The following is a 17,265-nucleotide window of genomic DNA, read 5'->3' on the forward strand; positions in this document are numbered from 1 at the left end:
ACTGGAACAGTTTTTTTAAGATGGAGGGAACAATCATGAAAGTCGTATTGCTTCAGGATATTAAGGGGACCGGTAAGAAAGGGGAGCTCGTCAGCGTTTCGGACGGCTATGCCCGCAACTTCCTGTTCCCGCGCAAGCTGGCGAAAGAGGCCAATGCGCAGGCGATGAACGAATTGAAGAACGCAGAGGCTGCGAAGGCGCACAAGATCGAAGTGGAGAAGGCCAATGCGAAGGACGCCGCGGAAAAGCTCGAGGGCAAGAGCATCAAGCTGTACGCCAAGGGCGGGCAGGGCGGCCGCCTGTTTGGGTCCGTCACGGCGAAGGAGATCGCGGAGGAGATCAAGAAGGTCTATCACATCGACATCGACAAGCGCAAGATCGAAATTGACGGCGATATTAAAGCGTTTGGCACATATGAATGCCAGATCAAGCTCTATACAGGGATCAGCGCGAAGATTTATGCGGTGGTTTCCGAAGCGGAGTAATTTTGGATTTTGCATATTCAGAAGTAAGGAGGAGGTTCCGGGATGGACAATCTTTCAACGGGCTATAGCGCTTTGAATTTGCCGTTCAGCCCGGAGGCCGAGCAGTCCGTGCTGGGCGCGATCCTGCTGGATTCCTCCTGCCTGGACCGCGTGGCGGAGATTTTGCCGCGGCCCGATTACTTTTACCAGACGAATAACGGCCTGATCTACGGCGCGATGCTGGATATGTTTACCCTGGGCAAGCCGGTGGACTTTGTCACGGTCCTGGAGAAGCTCAAAGAGAGCCGGGAGTTTGACGAGGCGAGCGGGAAGACGTATCTGCTGCAATTGGCGCAGATCGTGCCGTCCATCAGCAATGTGGAGTCGTACGCCCGGATTGTCCGGGACAAGTACGACATCCGCACGCTGATCACCACCGCGCGGGAGATCATGGAAGAGGCAGCGGACGGGACGGCGGATGCAGCGACCCTGTTGGATTCCGCGGAGCAACGCATCTTCGACATCCGGCGCGGGAAGAATATGCAGGGGTTGCAGCGGATTGACGAGATCATCATCCAGACGCTCGACCGGCTGGATCTGCTCAATTCGCCGGACAGTGACCAATATAAGGGCGTGCCCACCGGCATCAAGGAACTGGACGACACCATCACGGGGCTGAACCGCTCGGATTTGATCCTCTTGGCGGCCCGCCCCGGCATGGGCAAGACGAGCTTTGCGCTGAACATCGCGCGCCATGCGGCGGTCAAGGCGGACAAGCGCGTCGCCTTTTTTTCATTGGAAATGACCAAGGAGCAGCTGGTTTCGCGCTTGCTCTCCACGGAGGCCCTGGTGGGCGGCACCAAATTGCGCACCGGCAAGCTCACGGAGGAGGAATGGGTCCGCTTGATCGAGGGCGGCGACATCCTCTCGAAAACGCAGATGTATTTTGACGACAGCTCCGGCATCACGGTCCCGGAGATGAAGGCAAAGCTGCGCCGCCTCAAGGACGTGGACCTCGTGGTGATCGACTATTTGCAGTTGATGTCCGGTTCCACCAAGCGCAGCGGGGACGGAAACCGTGTGCAGGAGATTTCCGAGATCACGCGAAATTTGAAGATCATGGCAAAGGAACTCAACGTCCCGGTGCTGACGCTGTCCCAGCTCTCCCGTGCGAGCGAACAGCGCACCACGCACCGCCCCATGCTCTCGGACCTGCGCGATTCCGGTTCTATCGAACAGGATGCGGACATCGTCCTGTTTTTGTACCGCGAAGATTACTATGCCTCTGCGGATGCGCCGGGCGAATCGGAGGACCGCAACAGCGGCGAGTGTATTGTTGCAAAGAACCGCCATGGCGAGACAAAGACGGTCCCGCTGCATTGGCAGGGTGAATTTATGCGTTTTACCGCCCAGGAGGTGCTGCGTCATGAATGAGGAGATGCAGCAGATCCTAGGCCAAATCAAAGGGGTAATCGCCGAGTTTGGCCTTTTCCCACCGCAGGGCAGGGTGATTGTCGGCCTGTCCGGTGGGGCCGACTCGATGGCGCTTACCCATTTTCTCGTTTATCACACCGATTTGCAGGTGTTGGCGGCCCATGTCAACCACGGCTTGCGCGGGAGCGCGGCCGATCAGGACGAAGAGGTGGTCCGGCGCTGGTGCGAAGAAAACGGAATCCCTCTGCGCGTCCTGCATGCGGATGTAAAGCAGCAGGCGCGGGAGCGCAATCTCGGCCTTGAGGAATGCGGGCGCGAGGTGCGGTATGCCTTCTTTCAGGAGCTGGCGGACCGCGAGACGGACCGCATCGCCACAGCGCACACCCTTTCGGACCAGGTGGAGACCGTGCTGCTGCATCTGACGCGCGGCGCGGGGCTGCGCGGGCTGTGTGGAATCCCGCCGGTGCGGGGGAAGATTGTGCGCCCGTTTTTGCGCGTCACGCGGGAACAGGTGGAGGCGTATTGCCGGTTTTACCATCTGCCATACGTGACGGATCAAACCAATGCCGACCGCGGGTTTGCCCGCAACCGGGTCCGGCTGGACGTGGCGCCCGCGCTCAAAGCAGTCAACCCAGCGTTGGAACGGGAGATTGCGGGGATGACAGCGCGTCTTGCCCGCGACGAGGCCTATTTGCAGGAGGAAGCACAGCGGGCGGTCGAACGGGCAAAAACCCCCAACGGCTATTCCCGCACGGAACTTGCGGCGCTGCCCACGGCCATTTTGGTCCGGGCGCTGGAGCGAATCCTCCGGCGTGCGGGAGGCGCCCAGCCGGAGGGAATCCATCTGGAACAGGCGGCGGCGATGGTCCGCGCGGGGCGCGGCAGCCTGAGCGCGCCGGGTGGAATACAACTCGCCGTGCAGGGCAATACTCTCTTTGTGGCGCAGAAGCCGCTTCCCCCTTGGAGTCTGCCCGTCACAGGGGAAACGACCCGCCTGCCGGACGGCCGCATGGCCGCTTTAAGGAAAATCCACAAGAAAGACCTGGAGAACCAAAATAAATTTAAAAATTTGTTATTTCATAATTGCATCAACTATGATACAATTACATCTAAACTGTTCTTTCGAAACCGCCGGGAGGGAGATTGCTTCCGTCCGGCGAAGCGCGGCGTTTCGAAATCGTTAAAAAAGTTGTTTAATGAGGCCAAAATAGAGCCTCTGCTGCGGGACCGTATCCTCCTATTGGAGGATGGGAAGGAAATTCTATGGATGGAGGGCTTTGGTCCGTCGGAGCGTGCCCGTGTGCCAAAGGATGCGGAGCAGATGCTTCTGATTACCGTATGGGAGCCGGAGGAAGCAGCGGATCAACGTGTTTCAGACAATTCATGAGGAAAGGAACGGGCAGAACATGTTAAACGACATCAAAGAGGTGCTTTTTAGCGAAGAATATCTGGCCAACATTGTCCAGCGGATGGGGAAACAAATCAGCGAGGATTATAAGGACAAGAATCTGCTGATGGTGAGCGTCCTGAAGGGTTCCGTCGTCTTTATGGCGGATCTGATGCGGGCCATTTCCGTTCCCTGCCGGGTGGATTTTATGTCGGTGTCCAGCTACGGTTCGGGCGTGAAAACCTCCGGCGTCGTCAAGATTGTCAAAGATCTGGACATTCCGCTGGCTGGCTACGACCTGTTGGTGGTGGAAGACATCCTGGACAGCGGCATGACGCTGAGCTACATACTGGAGCTCCTGCAATCCCGTGGTCCCCGGAGCATCCGGCTGTGCACGCTGTTCGATAAGCCGGAGCGTCGCACCGTAGACATAACCGCAGATTATGTTGGCACAACGGTCCCGGACGCCTTTATTGTGGGCTACGGGCTGGATTACGATGAGAAATATAGGAATCTTCCCTTTGTGGGCATTTTAAAGCCGGAGGTGTACGGCGGCTGACCGTCCCTCTGTGAAGGAGTGGATAACTTGGACAATAGAGACAAAATGAAACGTCTGCTGATCTATCTCGGCATTCCGATTGCGCTGTTTTTGGTGATCGGCCTGTTGTTTAGCAGCCGCCCCACCGAGAAGAGCTATGTCTATTCGGACATCGTGAATTACTTTGAAGATCAGCAGGTCACGGCTTTTTCGATCAATATGGGCACGGGCGAGATGCGCCTGCAGCTCAACGACGAGAGCAAGACGATCATCAACTATACGGCGCCGAATTCGACCTATCTGTTGCAGGAAATTCAGCCCTATGTGGATGAATACAACGCCAACCATCCGGGAAATGCGCGCATGCAGCGCGACATCCAGCGCGCTCCCGAGACCTCCTGGCTGGTGAGCATGCTGCCCATGCTGATCGTGCTGGGGTTGGGCGTTTTCCTGTGGTGGTTTATGATGAAACGTCTGAATTCCACCATGGGGGATGCCGGCAAGCAGATGAACTTCGGCAAGGCCAAGATTAAGCAGATGGCCGACGAAAAGCGCAAGACGACCTTTGCCGATGTAGCCGGTGCGGACGAGGAAAAGGAGGAACTGCGCGAGATCGTAGAATTCCTCAAGAATCCGAAGAAGTACAACGAGCTCGGCGCGCGCATCCCCAAGGGCGTTTTGTTGGTGGGCCCTCCGGGAACCGGTAAAACGCTGCTGGCCCGTGCAGTCGCAGGCGAGGCGGGCGTGCCGTTTTTCTCCATTTCGGGTTCCGACTTTGTGGAGATGTTTGTCGGTGTTGGCGCCTCCCGTGTGCGCGACCTGTTCGAACAGGCGAAGAAGAATTCCCCCTGCATCATCTTTATCGATGAGATCGACGCGGTGGGCCGTCAGCGCGGCGCAGGATTGGGCGGCGGCCACGACGAGCGCGAACAGACGTTGAACCAGCTCCTGGTGGAGATGGACGGCTTTGGCGCGAACGAAGGCGTGATTATGATCGCGGCCACGAACCGCCCGGACGTTTTGGACCCGGCTTTGATGCGGCCCGGCCGTTTCGACCGCCAGGTGGTGGTGAGCTATCCGGACATCAAGGGGCGCGAGGAGATCCTCAAGGTCCATGCGCGCGGCAAGCCGCTTGCCCCGGACGTGAATCTCAAGACAATCGCAAAATCGACCGCGGGCTTTACCGGCGCCGATTTGGAAAACCTTCTGAACGAGGCCGCACTGTTGGCGGCACGCCGGAATTTGAAGGCGATCACCATGGCGGAAATCGAAGAGGCCACGATCAAGGTCGTGGTGGGCACGGAGAAGAAGAGCCACGTGATGACGGACCGCGAAAAGAAGCTGACGGCATACCACGAGGCCGGCCATGCCGTGGCGACCTACTATTGCCCCACGCAGGACCCGGTGCATCAGATTTCGATTATCCCGCGCGGTATGGCGGGCGGTTATACCATGCATTTGCCGACGGAGGACCGCTCCTATCAGTCCCGCAAGGAGATGAAGGAGGACCTGGTGGTGCTTTTGGGCGGCCGTGTGGCCGAAGCCCTGACGTTGGACGACATCTCGACGGGCGCCTCCAACGACATCGAGCGTGCTACCAAGGTCGCACGTTCCATGGTGACCAAGTACGGCATGAGCGACAAGCTGGGACCGATCCAGTATGGCACGGACGACAGCGAACCGTTCCTCGGCCGGGACATGGGGCATATCCGCAATTATTCCGAGGAGACTGCCTCCGCGATCGACAACGAGATCAAGATGTTGGTGGAGGATGCATATCACAAGACGGAACGCATCCTGACCGAGCATATGGATCAACTGCAGAAGGTGGCCGAATTCCTTTTCCACAACGAAAAGATGAGCGGCGAGGAATTCCGCGCCGTGATGGAAGGGACCTATCAGCCTCCGGAGGAAAAGCCCCAGGAGGAAAAGCCGCAGTCCGATTCGTTCGTCAGCGATTTCGATACAGAGAAACATTGATTGTTGTTTATAGAATGTGTGTCAAAGGGGTCGCTGCCAATGCAGAAGTTGCATTGCGCAGCGTCCTTTTTTTGCCAGTCAGCGGCGGACAATTTTATTTGCAAATTGTATTGTTTTGACATATAATTACGTGTTGTATATGATTTGGACTTTTTGAGTGATTGAGGAGAGGGCAAAAATGGCAAAAAAACCGGTTTACGGCAATGAGAGCATCTCCTCCCTGAAGGGGGCGGACCGGGTCCGCCGCCGTCCAGCTGTGATCTTTGGCTCGGACGGGATCGAGGGATGCGAGCATTCGATCTTTGAAATTTTATCCAACTCCATCGACGAAGCGCGCGAAGGCTATGGCAAGGAGATCACCATCACACGCTTTGCCGACGATTCGGTGGAAGTGATTGACCGCGGGCGCGGCTGCCCGGTGGATTATAACCAGAAAGAACAGCGCTACAACTGGGAGCTGGCCTTCTGCGAGCTGTATGCGGGCGGCAAATACAACAACGCCTCCGCAGAGAGCTATGAGTATTCCCTGGGGCTGAACGGCCTGGGCCTGTGCGCCACGCAGTATGCCTCCGAGTATATGGATGTGGAGGTGTGCCGCGACGGGTTCCGGTATACCCTGCATTTTGAGCGCGGCGAAAATGTGGGCGGCCTGCAAAAAGAACCGTACAGCGGAAAGGCAACCGGGACCAAGATTCGCTGGAAGCCCGATATCCAGGTCTTTACGGATATCCATATCCCTGTGGAGTACTATCTGGATACCATCAAGCGGCAGGCCATTGTCAACGACGGCATCAAATTTGTGTTCCGCAACCAGGTGAACGGCAAATTTGAGACCACGGAATTTTTGTACCAAAACGGCATTGTCGATCATGTGAAGGAAATGGTGGGGGAGGATGCGCTGACCTCGGTGCAGTTCTGGCAGACGGAGCGCAAGGTGCGCGACCGCGCCGACAAGCCGGAATACCGCACCAAGATCAATGTGGCGCTGGCCTTTTCCAACCGCAATAAGCAGATTGAATACTACCACAATTCCAGCTGGCTGGAGCACGGCGGCGCGCCGGACAAGGCGGTGCGCAATGCGTTTGTCTACCAGATCGACGCGTATTTGAAGCAGACGGGGAAATACAATAAGAACGAGAGCAAGATCACCTTTGCCGATGTGGAGGACTGCCTGGTCCTGGTGATTTCCTCCTTCTCCAACCAGACCTCCTATGAGAACCAGACGAAGAAGGCCATCACCAACAAGGGCATCCAGGAGGCGATGACCGAGATGCTCCGCCATCAGCTGGAAATCTACTTTATTGAAAACCCGATGGAGGCGGACAAAATCGCCGCGCAGGTGCTCATTAATAAGCGCAGCCGCGAAGATGCGGAAAAAACCCGCCTGAATATCAAGAAAAAGCTTACTAGCACCATGGACGTCACGAGCCGCGTGGCCAAATTTGTGGATTGCCGCAGCCGCGACGCGAGCGAGCGGGAAATTTTTATCGTGGAGGGCGATTCCGCCCTGGGCGCCTGCAAACAGGCGCGCGACCCGAATTTCCAGGCGATCATGCCGATCCGCGGCAAGATTTTGAACTGCCTCAAGGCCGATTACGATAAGATCTTTAAGAGCGAGGTCATCACGGACCTTTTGAAGGTCCTGGGGTGCGGCGTGGAGGTCAAAGCAAAGGCCAACAAGGAGCTTTCCACTTTTGACCTGTCGCTGCTGCGGTGGAACAAAGTCATCCTCTGCACGGACGCGGACGTGGACGGCTTCCAGATCCGCACGCTGCTGCTGACCATGCTGTACCGGTTGACGCCGACCCTCATCAACGAGGGAAAGGTGTTCATCGCGGAGTCCCCGCTGTTTGAGATCACGACGAAAAATGAGACGTATTTCGCCTATACGGAGAAGGAAAAGGACGATTTCCTCAAGCAGCTGGAGGGGAAAAAGTACACCATCCAGCGCTCCAAGGGGTTGGGCGAGAACGAACCGGATATGATGAATTTGACCACGATGAACCCTGAGACACGCCGCCTGATTAAGGTCATGCCGGAGGACGCGGCGCGGACGGCGGAGATGTTTGACCTCCTTTTGGGGGACAATCTCTCCGGGCGGAAGGATTTCATCGCAGAGAATGGATACCGCTACATCGATACGGCGGACGTGAGCTAAGGAGGGGAAACAGATGCCGAAAAAACGCAAAGACCCGCCCCAAGCCCGTCCCAAGGCGAACGGCGTGATTGAAGGTGCGGGCGAGGTGGTGGAACAGCGGATCACCCGCACGCTGGAAGAGAACTACATGCCCTATGCGATGAGCGTGATTCTCTCCCGCGCCATCCCGGAGATCGACGGCTTCAAACCGGCGCACCGGAAGCTGCTGTACACCATGTATAAGATGGGCTTGCTCGGCCCGACCCGCACCAAATCGGCCAATATCGTGGGGCAGACGATGAAGCTGAATCCCCACGGCGACGCCGCCATCTATGATACCATGGTGCGCTTGAGCCGGGGCTATGAGGCGCTGCTGCACCCATACATCGATTCCAAGGGAAACTTTGGCAAATTTTATTCCAGGGACATGGCGTGGGCGGCCTCCCGTTACACAGAGGCCCGTCTGGACGACCTCTGCAAGGAGCTCTTCAACGACATTGACAAGGACACCGTGGATTTCGTAGACAACTACGACAACACCTTAAAGGAACCCACCCTGCTGCCCGCGAGCTTCCCGTCCGTGCTGGTCAATGCCAACACGGGCATCGCGGTTGGCATGGCGAGTTCCATCTGCCCATTTAACTTGGCGGAGGTCTGCCAGACGACGATTGCCCTGATGCGCGACCCGGAGCACGACATCGCCACCACCCTGCTGGCGCCGGACTTCCCCGGCGGAGGCCAGCTCGTTTACGATGCAAAGTCCATCCAGGAGATTTACCGGACCGGACGCGGCAGCTTCCGCGTGCGCGCGCGGTATAGCTACGACAAATCCGTCAACTGCATCGACATCACGCAGATTCCCCCTACAACCACGGTGGAAGCGATTGTCGAAAAAGTGGTGGATCTGGTAAAGCACGGCAAGCTCAAGGAGATTTCCGACATCCGCGATGAAACGGGCCTGGATGGGCTGAAGATCACCATTGACCTGAAGCGCGGCGTAGACCCGGACCGCCTGATGCAGCGCCTGTTTAAGTTTACGCCCTTGGAGGACAGCTTCTCCTGCAACTTCAACGTGTTGATCGCGGGCGTCCCGCGCGTGCTCGGCGTGGGCGACCTGTTGCAGGAGTGGGTGGCGTTCCGCATCGAATGCGTGCGCCGCCGCACGCATTTTGACCTGAGCAAAAAGCGCGACAAGCTCCATCTGCTCAAGGGCCTTCAAGCGATCCTGCTGGACATCGACAAGGCCGTGGCCATTGTGCGCAACACGGAAGAGGAGGCCGAGGTGGTCCCGAACCTGATGATCGGCTTCGGCATCGACGAGGTGCAGGCGGAATATGTGGCCGAGATCAAACTGCGCCACCTCAACCGGGAATACATCCTCAAGCGCACGGAAGAGGTCGGCCAGCTGGAAAAGGACATCGCGGAGCTCCAGGGGATTCTGGACAGCAAGGCAAAGGTCAAGGGGATCATCATCAAGGAATTGCAGGCGGTGGCAAAGCAATACGGCCAGCCGCGCCGCACGATGCTGCTCTATTCCGACGAGTTGGAGGAGTACCGGGAAGAGGAGGAGATCCCCGATTATCCCGTGCATTTGTTTTTCACCCGCGATGGGTATTTCAAGAAGATCACGCCGCAGTCGCTGCGCATGAGCGGGGAGCAGAAGCTCAAAGAGGGCGACGAGGTGGTGCAGCAATTGGAGAGCACCAACAATGTGGACCTTCTGTTCTTTACGGACCGGGCGCAGGTGTACAAGGCGAAGGCCTCCGATTTTGGGGACACCAAGGCCAGCGTATTGGGCGAATACATCCCTGCAAAGCTCGGAATGGACGAGGGCGAAAACGCCATTTATATGGCGGTGACAAAGGACTACAGCGGGTACATGCTGTTCTTCTTTGAGAATGGCAAAGTTGCCAAGGTCAATATGGAATCCTACGCGACCAAGACGAACCGCCGGAAGCTGCTCGGCGCGTACAGCGATAAATCCCCGGCGGCATCCATCGCGTATATCCAGGAGGACTGTGAGTTCCTTCTCACCAGCGCACAGGGGCGGATGCTCCTGATGCATACGGGCGCCATACAGCCTAAGACGACGCGCAATACGCAGGGCGTTGCGGCGATGACACTGCGCAAGGGCGGGCGTCTGCTGCGGGCGGTGCCGTATGCCGAGGGGATGCTGAAAAAGCCGGACCGCTACCGCAAGAATATCCCTGCACTGGGCGCGCTGCCCACCCCGGAGGAGACCGAAGGGGAACAGTTGACGCTGTGATGTTTGCCAGCGCATCCGCTTGTGGAGACCGGATGCAGGCGAAGGATCGCCGGGGCAGAAACCGGCATATAGCAATCGAAAGATGGAGCGGGAGAACCGAAGAATTGGTTCTCCCGCTTTGTTTGTACGCTGGGTGGCGAATCCATACCGTTTCTTACCGCTTTGCGATGTGTTACAAAAGCAAACGGGCGCCGGCGGCCAGTAGCCGCCAGCGCCCGAAGCGGTTTCCGAAACGGCAAACGCATACATCCCGGAATTCCTTTGTTAGAATGTCCGAATCCGGTTCGGTTTATACGTGATTCTGTGCATCAGATTGGAAAATAGCACGGGACTTCATGCGGCCTCGGGCTGGATGAGATCCAACAGGTTTTCGGAGACATAATCGTAGACGGAACGGGCCCATTCGAAATCATAGTCGGGAAAGAGGTCTTTCTGTTCATGGATTCGGTCTTCGAAGCTCTCGTCCGGATAGAAAAAGCCTGTCACGTCGCAAATCAAATAGCCGTTTTTTTCCACTATGCATGTTTTCCGGACGTCTGCGGTGGGGATGGATTGCTCGTTTAGCAGGACGCAAGTTCCATCGTTGCATTCGCTCTCTTTAAAACATTGCAGAATAAACATGTTGTTAGGCGTAAAGTCGACCATCCGCTCGCTGGTATCCACATGGATGCGGGTCACGTTTCCGTAAAATTCGCCGCTGTTCCAATAGTCGGAGACTGCCGTGTGTTCCGCTCCCCAGAGGCCATCGGCGTTCCGATTGGGATCGTGAAACGTTTTGGATGTGTCCACCGTCAAACCGATGTCCTGAAGCGAATAGCCTTGAATGACCTTGGCATATTCGGTTGAGGAGTCCGTAGTCAACTCTATAGATGCGATCCGTTCTTCCAAACTCATACCATTTGAGCTATGAGATAAATCGGTTTTCTCGCCATTTTTGCAAGCACACAATGTAAATACCAAAGCACAGATTGCGAAGCAAAAAACGGCATGTTTCATAAGCATCCACCCTTTCATGGGAAACATATATTCCAGGATACAGGTCAGAGGGAGAAGCGTCGCAGTGCTTTAACCGTGTTCGAATAGCATGTATTGCAAATATTTTCTTTCCAAATAAAGAATAAATGATTTAGAATTTGTTGTCAATAAAAATAACAAGATTGTTTTCCAAATGTAAATATATTTCACATAAGAATTTTCAGGGAAATCGTCTTTCGCATGTTGGCGCTATATCCATTTTCGGAAAACATGCTGCCTGCCTGAGAAAAGATGCTTGCAATACAGGCGTGTTTGTGCTATTATATTCTAAGCTAAAAAGCGGATTGGGAGAATCGTCCCAGTTCTATTTTCGGAGGTGCACTATGGGCGTTTGGCAGATTATCTTGGGGATTGTCCTGATTCTGTTCTCCGTCGCCATCATTGTTGTTGTTCTGTTGCAGGAAGGCCATCAGGCAGGGCTCGGAGCAATTACAGGCGGTGCGGATACATTCCTTGCGAAGAACCAGGCCCGCACAGTTGACGCGTTCCTTGCCCGGTGGACAAAGGTGTTTGCAATTGGATTCTTTGTCCTTGTCATCGGTCTGAATGCGCTTGTGTTCTTTGCCCCGTAAATCAAGACGCGAAAAGCCCCGCTTGTATAAGCGGGGCTTTTTTCTGCAAAGAATCCAAAAGAGAAAGCGATAAATTGCACAGGAACTGGGAAGAATTTTTGTTGAGAAGCGCTGTGTAATGGCGCAATAGGAGTATCGAGTATGTTGGAAGAAATGAAAGATCAGATTTTGAAGTTTGTGCAAAAGACGCCGCAGGCGATGACTTCGCGTGGTCTGATGAAGAAAATGCGTGTAAAAGATCCAAAATTATTTTATCGGGCGATGGACCAGCTGCGGCAGCAAGGGGTTTTGCAGGTCAATAAAAAGCACCGCGTGCGCCTTGCCGCGTCTTCCGCGCGTTCGAAACGGGCGGGTTCCCCAAGGGAAAAGCGGCCTTTCAGCGGCACACTCCGCGAAAAATTGCGCGGTCCGGTGGAGAAGATCGACGGGGTCAAAAGGGCGGTGATTGTCTCCCTGAGCAAGGGGTTTGCCTTTGCCCGCCCGGAGGACGGCGGGGAGGATTTGTTCATCCATGCGGATCATCTGAAGTCCGCCTTCATCGGGGATACCGTTGTGTTGAACCATTTGGAGCGCAGCGGCAAGGGGCTTTCCGCAGATGTGGAACAGATCACCGAACGGGCGAGCCGTCTGCTCACTGGGACATTGGTGGAGGGCGAAGAGGGGCTGGAATTTGCGCCGGATGACGCCATCCGTTACAACCTTCCTCTTTCCAGGAAAAGCTTGCCACATCTCCGCCCGCATGTGAAAGCGCAGGCGGAGATCCAGCAGATCCCCGGGACGGACCGGCTGACTGCCCGCGTAATCAAGGTTTATGGCAATTCAGACAGCGCAAAGATTTGCGCGGACGCCATCATTGACCAGAATGGGATTCGGACGGAATTCCCGGAAGAGGTCCTCGCAGAGGCGGAAAAGATCCGAAAGTCAAAGATCACAGAGAAAGACCGCAAAGGGCGCCTCGACCTGCGCGGGCTCGGCATCTGTACGATCGATGGGCCGGATGCCAAGGACCTGGACGACGCGATCTCCGTCAGCCGCACGCGGTTGGGGTATCGCCTGGGCGTGCACATTGCGGACGTGTCGCATTATGTCAAGGCGGGAAGCGCCATCGACTTGGAGGCGAGGGAACGCGGCACGTCGGTCTACTTTGCGGACCGCGTCATCCCCATGCTGCCGGAAGCGCTGAGCAACGGCGTTTGTTCGCTCAATGCAGGGGAGGATAAACTCACGTTTTCCGCCATCATCGAATTGGACAAGCAGGGGACGATCCTTTCGTTCCGATTCCGGAAGAGCATCATCAATTCGAAGGTGCGCGGCGTTTACGGCGAGGTCAATCAGCTGTTCAACGGGACGGCGGATAAAGCGCTGCGCAAAAAATATTCGCCGGTCATCCGGTCGCTCCATGCGGCGCGGGAGCTTGCGGAGATCCTGAAGGCGCGCGCGAAGCGCAGTGGCACGGTGGAATTGGACAGCACAGAGTCCCGCTTTGTATTGGACGGGCAGGGCGTCTGCGTGGATGTGCAGCCCCGCGAGAGCGGAGAGGCGGAGCAGATGATCGAGCAATTGATGATTACCGCAAACCAGGCGGCGGCGCAATTGGCGAAACGCGCCAACCTCCCCTTTGTATATCGTATCCACGAACAGCCGGCCCCGGACCGTGTGGAGTCCCTGGCCGATTTGGTAGGGGCCTTGGGCCTGAATCCGGTCTCCCTGCGGCACAGTGCAAGCGTCAAGACGGCGGATTTTGCGGCCATTATGGAGCAGGCGGAAGGGACGCCTGCGCAGAAGGTGATTTCCCATCAGCTGCTGCGCACCATGGCAAAGGCGCGCTATGACACCCAGCCGGTCGGCCATTTCGGCTTGGCTTTGGAGGACTACTGCCATTTTACCTCCCCGATCCGGCGGTACCCGGACACGGCGATCCACCGCATCCTGTCCGCGTACCTTGCGAAAGATAAGCAGATTGCCGCGCATTATACGGAGTTTGCCCGCGAAGCAGCGTCGAATTCCTCCAAATGCGAGGTCCGGGCGATGGCGGCGGAGCGCAGTGCAGAGGATTGCTACATGGCGGAATATATGCGGCAGCATATCGGGGAAGAGGCCACTGGTGTCATCAGCGGCGTAACCATGCGGGGGGTATTTGTCGAGCTCCCCAATACAGTGGAAGGGTTTGTCCCCATCACCTCCTTTGAAGGGGCCCATTTTGAATTTGATGGAATGATTACGCAATACGACGCCACCACCGGCCGGAAGCTGACCATCGGCCAGCCGCTGCGCGTCAAGGCTGTGGCGGCGGACGTCGCAAGCGGGCGGATTGATTTCCTCCCGGTGGAGCCTACGCCTGAAAATGTATAATCGGCAATGCCCGGAGAGCGCGCTCTGTTTCAGAGTCCCTTTCGGGCTTTTTCATTTTTTAAAGCTTTTTACCGCAAATTGGTATAAAGGATGGAATAAATGTCCACCATATTCACATAGAAATAAAAATACACGCGGAAGATTCATGCATTGAGGAAGCACCTTTTCCTAATGCATGAGGACGGCAATGGAAAGTGGTGTGCGTATGGAAACGGTGTTGAAACTGATACAACGTGTGGACAGCCGGGAGACAGATAAAAAGCAGGAACAGGAGAAACGGCAGCTCCTGGAGGAACTCCGGGAGGTTGCGCGGCTCATGGCCTGCAACGACCTTTGGTTCCAGCTGGAGTGCGATGAAAATTTGATCGAAGCATGCATCTACCAGCGCGAGGCGTTACAGGCGCGGTACCGTTATCTGTTGGGGACGGCGCGGCGCAAAGGGATCAGCTGCGAACCGTTTCAACCGAAGAGGGCAGAGGGATAAGTCCATGGTGGGCTTGTCCCTTCCCTTGTTTTACGGGGAGTTTTTGGAAAAGGAGTGATGTGAGAAAAAGAAGCCCGGCCGCACCAAGCGTTCCATCTTCCGGGCCATTTTCCGCGGTGTAATGGGCAGATGTTTCAGATTGCTATGGGAAAGGGGAAAGGGACATGAATCATTGGACGATGCTTTTGATTGGATTGGGCGTTTTTGCCCTGTTGGTGCTTTTGCAGGCTATTGTACGGGCAGCGCATCCAGTCCAGCGCGCCATAGGAGGGATTGTGATGGGCCTATGCGCTTTGGTTGCCGTCAATTTGACAGGCGTTTTTACCGGGGTCTCCATCCCACTCAGCCCCCTGGCGATCGGGGTGTCCGGCGCAGCGGGAATCCCAGGGGTGACGCTCTTGCTTTTGCTAAACCTGATCTTTGTATAGGAAAGAAGGATTGCCAGCCGTTTCAAAAATGGATGATGCTTAACGAAGGGCCTGAGCATCCAGAGCTTTATTTTGAAGGGATCACCGCTTATCTGGATTTTTCCACCGGGATGTGATACAATCGGAAAAAGAAAAATATGGGAGGTCACTTATGAAGGATTTTCTTTTGGAAGCTTGCGTGGACAGCACGGCTTCGGCGGAAGCAGCCCACCGCGGCGGAGCGGACCGCCTGGAGCTTTGCAGCGGATTGGTCGTTGGCGGTTTGACGCCGGGGCTTTCCTTCTTCCGGCAGGTCAAAGAACGCACAGGGATGCGTGTGCATGTGCTGATCCGCCCGCGGTTCGGAGATTTTTGCTATTCGGAAGAGGAATTCGCAGTGATGGCGGAGGACGCGAAAGCCTTTGTGGAGGCGGGTGCGGATGGAATTGTCGTGGGATTTTTGCAGCCGGATGGGAATCTCGACCTTTCCCGCATGAGGCAGATCCGGGAACTCTGCGGGGACCGCCACTTGACGCTGCACCGCGCGTTCGACGTCTGCGCAGATCCGTTCCGCGCGCTGGAAGAAGCAAAGGAACTAGGGGTCAATACCATCCTAACCTCCGGGCAGAGGGACAGCGCGCTCGAAGGAGCGGCGCTCCTGCATGATTTGGTACAGGCTGCCGGCGGGAAAGTGGACATTCTTGTGGGCAGCGGCGTCCATTCCGCCAATATGGCGCAGCTTGCCGCCAAGACGGGCGCAAAAAGCTTCCATTTGTCCGCCAAAAAAGAAAAAGACAGTGCCATGGCCTATCGGAAATCCGATGTGCATATGGGACTGCCTATGATGAGTGAATATACCATTTTTGAAACCGATGAGCGGGAAATCGCCGCAGCACGGCGCGTGCTGGAGCAATTTGAAGGATGACGGTTCAGCCCTTCATTTCCTTTAAAAGGTCGGAAACCATATCCCGGTTATTGGTGACCAGCGCCAGCATCATGCGATAGACGTTTTCCGGGGCGCGGTGGAAGTTGCGCTTTACCATGCGGGCCTGAAAGAGGTCCGGGACATAGAGTGTAAAGTTCATCAGCTCCATGTCGCCCCCGGAAACGTGGCAGGTCACATTGTATCCGCGCTCTGTCCGGTTGATTTCCACCTTGTTTTCCCGCTCGCGCTTTGCGGCGGCCAATAGGTTGACCGCTGCGGAAACCGCCCGTTCACGAACGGAGAGCGGCACAGCCGCATCCAATTGTTTGGCGATCATGCGCGCTTGCCGTGTGGCGGAAAGCAGATCGGGATGCTCTTCATCGGCGGTAATATTGCCATTGCCCAAAAGTTCCGCTAATGCGTCCGTCACTTCAAAATAATTGGCAAGCCCGTTATCCTGCATAATACCGATGATGTCTTGTCGGGAAAGAGGAGCGTCCACGCTGGAGAGCAGATAGCAGATTAAGATCCGGATCTGATTTTTGGTGCGGAGCCCCCCCGGCTCGACTCCGCCGGTAAAAGCATCAAATTCCATGAGAAATCCTCCCTTTGTCCTTGCGGACGCCGCGACAACCACATGCCCGAAACCTTGCAAAGTCCCCAGGTAAGGGCTATGCGTTACAAAAAAGCCAAAGCCACTCGTCCCCCTTTTGGACAGGTACGCTTTGACTTTGTTTTTCTTCTTTATTAGTTTAACACATGGTACGGCGCCTTGCAAGACGAAAGAGGGGGTTTTATTTTTTCAGACCGCAGATGTCGTTGGCACTCTGTAAGATTTCTTCCTGCTCTTCCGGCGTGGCAGAACGGAAAATGCCAACCAGCAACCGTTCGTCTGCCGAAAGGTCATAGATGTATTTGATGTGGTCAAAACTATCGCTCCTACTCGAATCCCGCAATTGCCCTGCCTCCGACTCGTCCATCAACAGCTCCATCAGGGAAACGTTATAGATCTTCGCCAGCAGCTTTAAAACGGAAATAGAAGGTGTGGTTTTTCCGGTTTCGTAATAGGTATAGGTGGAACGCGAGCAATTTAAAATTTTCGCGATTTCCATCTGTTTGAATCCATTATTCTCCCGCAAAGTACGCAACTTATCGCAAAGCTTTTTGTTAGTCAAGGCCTATTCCCATCTTTCTTATAAATTCTAGATCTATATGCTATATTATAATATAGTTACATGATTTTCGGATTATTATGTCAATAATCTTCACGGAATTAGAGGCGAT

General features: G+C 55.6%; 15 protein-coding genes. 12 read left to right on the forward strand and 3 right to left on the reverse strand.

From position 1 onward, the window contains the following. The first annotated feature begins 35 nt into the window (after positions 1 to 35). From rplI to I2E77_RS00775, 7 genes are all read left to right on the forward strand, one after another. Entirely contained in the window at positions 36 to 485 is a 450-nt protein-coding gene (gene rplI / locus I2E77_RS00745; protein ID WP_087230019.1) for a 50S ribosomal protein L9, read from the forward strand. Between the two features lie 42 nt (positions 486 to 527). Then, positions 528 to 1,898, forward strand: a complete 1,371-nt coding sequence (dnaB, locus tag I2E77_RS00750; protein ID WP_087230021.1) for a replicative DNA helicase — start codon at positions 528 to 530, stop codon at positions 1,896 to 1,898. After that, complete coding sequence (gene tilS, locus I2E77_RS00755) at positions 1,891 to 3,285, forward strand: tRNA lysidine(34) synthetase TilS (RefSeq protein ID WP_243252479.1); 1,395 nt, start codon at positions 1,891 to 1,893, stop codon at positions 3,283 to 3,285. The genes dnaB and tilS overlap by 8 nt, the downstream gene beginning before the upstream one ends. Before the next feature lie 19 nt (positions 3,286 to 3,304). Continuing rightward, positions 3,305 to 3,844 carry a hypoxanthine phosphoribosyltransferase gene (gene hpt / locus I2E77_RS00760; RefSeq protein WP_087230316.1) on the forward strand — a complete coding sequence of 180 codons (540 nt, stop codon included), beginning with the start codon at positions 3,305 to 3,307 and terminating at the stop codon, positions 3,842 to 3,844. Between the two features lie 27 nt (positions 3,845 to 3,871). Then, positions 3,872 to 5,803: an ATP-dependent zinc metalloprotease FtsH gene (gene ftsH, locus I2E77_RS00765; RefSeq protein ID WP_087230024.1), complete on the forward strand. Its 1,932-nt coding sequence runs from the start codon at positions 3,872 to 3,874 to the stop codon at positions 5,801 to 5,803. A gap of 178 nt (positions 5,804 to 5,981) precedes the next feature. Beyond that, positions 5,982 to 7,961: a DNA gyrase/topoisomerase IV subunit B gene (locus tag I2E77_RS00770; RefSeq protein WP_191362308.1), complete on the forward strand. Its 1,980-nt coding sequence runs from the start codon at positions 5,982 to 5,984 to the stop codon at positions 7,959 to 7,961. A 13-nt stretch (positions 7,962 to 7,974) separates the two neighbouring features. Then, a complete protein-coding gene (locus I2E77_RS00775) occupies positions 7,975 to 10,206 on the forward strand; it encodes a DNA gyrase subunit A (RefSeq protein WP_191362307.1) in 2,232 nt (743 codons plus the stop codon). A gap of 333 nt (positions 10,207 to 10,539) precedes the next feature. Here I2E77_RS00775 and I2E77_RS00780 read toward each other — a convergent pair whose 3' ends face one another. Then, entirely contained in the window at positions 10,540 to 11,100 is a 561-nt protein-coding gene (locus I2E77_RS00780) for a hypothetical protein (protein ID WP_207738151.1), read from the reverse strand. Positions 11,101 to 11,564: 464 nt separating this feature from the next. Between I2E77_RS00780 and secG the strand changes: the two genes are divergently transcribed. From secG to I2E77_RS00805, 5 genes are all read left to right on the forward strand, one after another. Beyond that, a complete protein-coding gene (secG, locus tag I2E77_RS00785) occupies positions 11,565 to 11,813 on the forward strand; it encodes a preprotein translocase subunit SecG (RefSeq protein WP_087230036.1) in 249 nt (82 codons plus the stop codon). A 141-nt stretch (positions 11,814 to 11,954) separates the two neighbouring features. Beyond that, a complete protein-coding gene (gene rnr, locus I2E77_RS00790; protein ID WP_195450417.1) occupies positions 11,955 to 14,165 on the forward strand; it encodes a ribonuclease R in 2,211 nt (736 codons plus the stop codon). Positions 14,166 to 14,352: 187 nt separating this feature from the next. Next, complete coding sequence (locus tag I2E77_RS00795; protein ID WP_242969614.1) at positions 14,353 to 14,649, forward strand: DUF2508 family protein; 297 nt, start codon at positions 14,353 to 14,355, stop codon at positions 14,647 to 14,649. A 164-nt stretch (positions 14,650 to 14,813) separates the two neighbouring features. After that, the gene (locus tag I2E77_RS00800; protein ID WP_087230042.1) at positions 14,814 to 15,077 is read left to right on the forward strand and encodes a pro-sigmaK processing inhibitor BofA family protein; all 264 of its coding nucleotides are present in this window, start codon (positions 14,814 to 14,816) and stop codon (positions 15,075 to 15,077) included. A gap of 151 nt (positions 15,078 to 15,228) precedes the next feature. Continuing rightward, positions 15,229 to 15,981, forward strand: a complete 753-nt coding sequence (locus tag I2E77_RS00805; RefSeq protein ID WP_195450418.1) for a copper homeostasis protein CutC — start codon at positions 15,229 to 15,231, stop codon at positions 15,979 to 15,981. Between the two features lie 4 nt (positions 15,982 to 15,985). Here the strand turns inward: I2E77_RS00805 and I2E77_RS00810 are convergent, their stop codons facing one another. Beyond that, complete coding sequence (locus tag I2E77_RS00810; RefSeq protein WP_087230048.1) at positions 15,986 to 16,576, reverse strand: DUF4364 family protein; 591 nt, start codon at positions 16,574 to 16,576, stop codon at positions 15,986 to 15,988. 199 nt (positions 16,577 to 16,775) lie between these two features. Beyond that, complete coding sequence (locus I2E77_RS00815) at positions 16,776 to 17,156, reverse strand: helix-turn-helix domain-containing protein (protein WP_087230051.1); 381 nt, start codon at positions 17,154 to 17,156, stop codon at positions 16,776 to 16,778. Between the last annotated feature and the right edge of the window lie 109 nt (positions 17,157 to 17,265).

Origin of the sequence: Anaeromassilibacillus sp. 1001302B_160321_C8 (assembly GCF_015554745.1) — a bacterium.
Classification (GTDB): Bacteria; Bacillota; Clostridia; order Oscillospirales; family Acutalibacteraceae; genus Anaeromassilibacillus; species Anaeromassilibacillus stercoravium.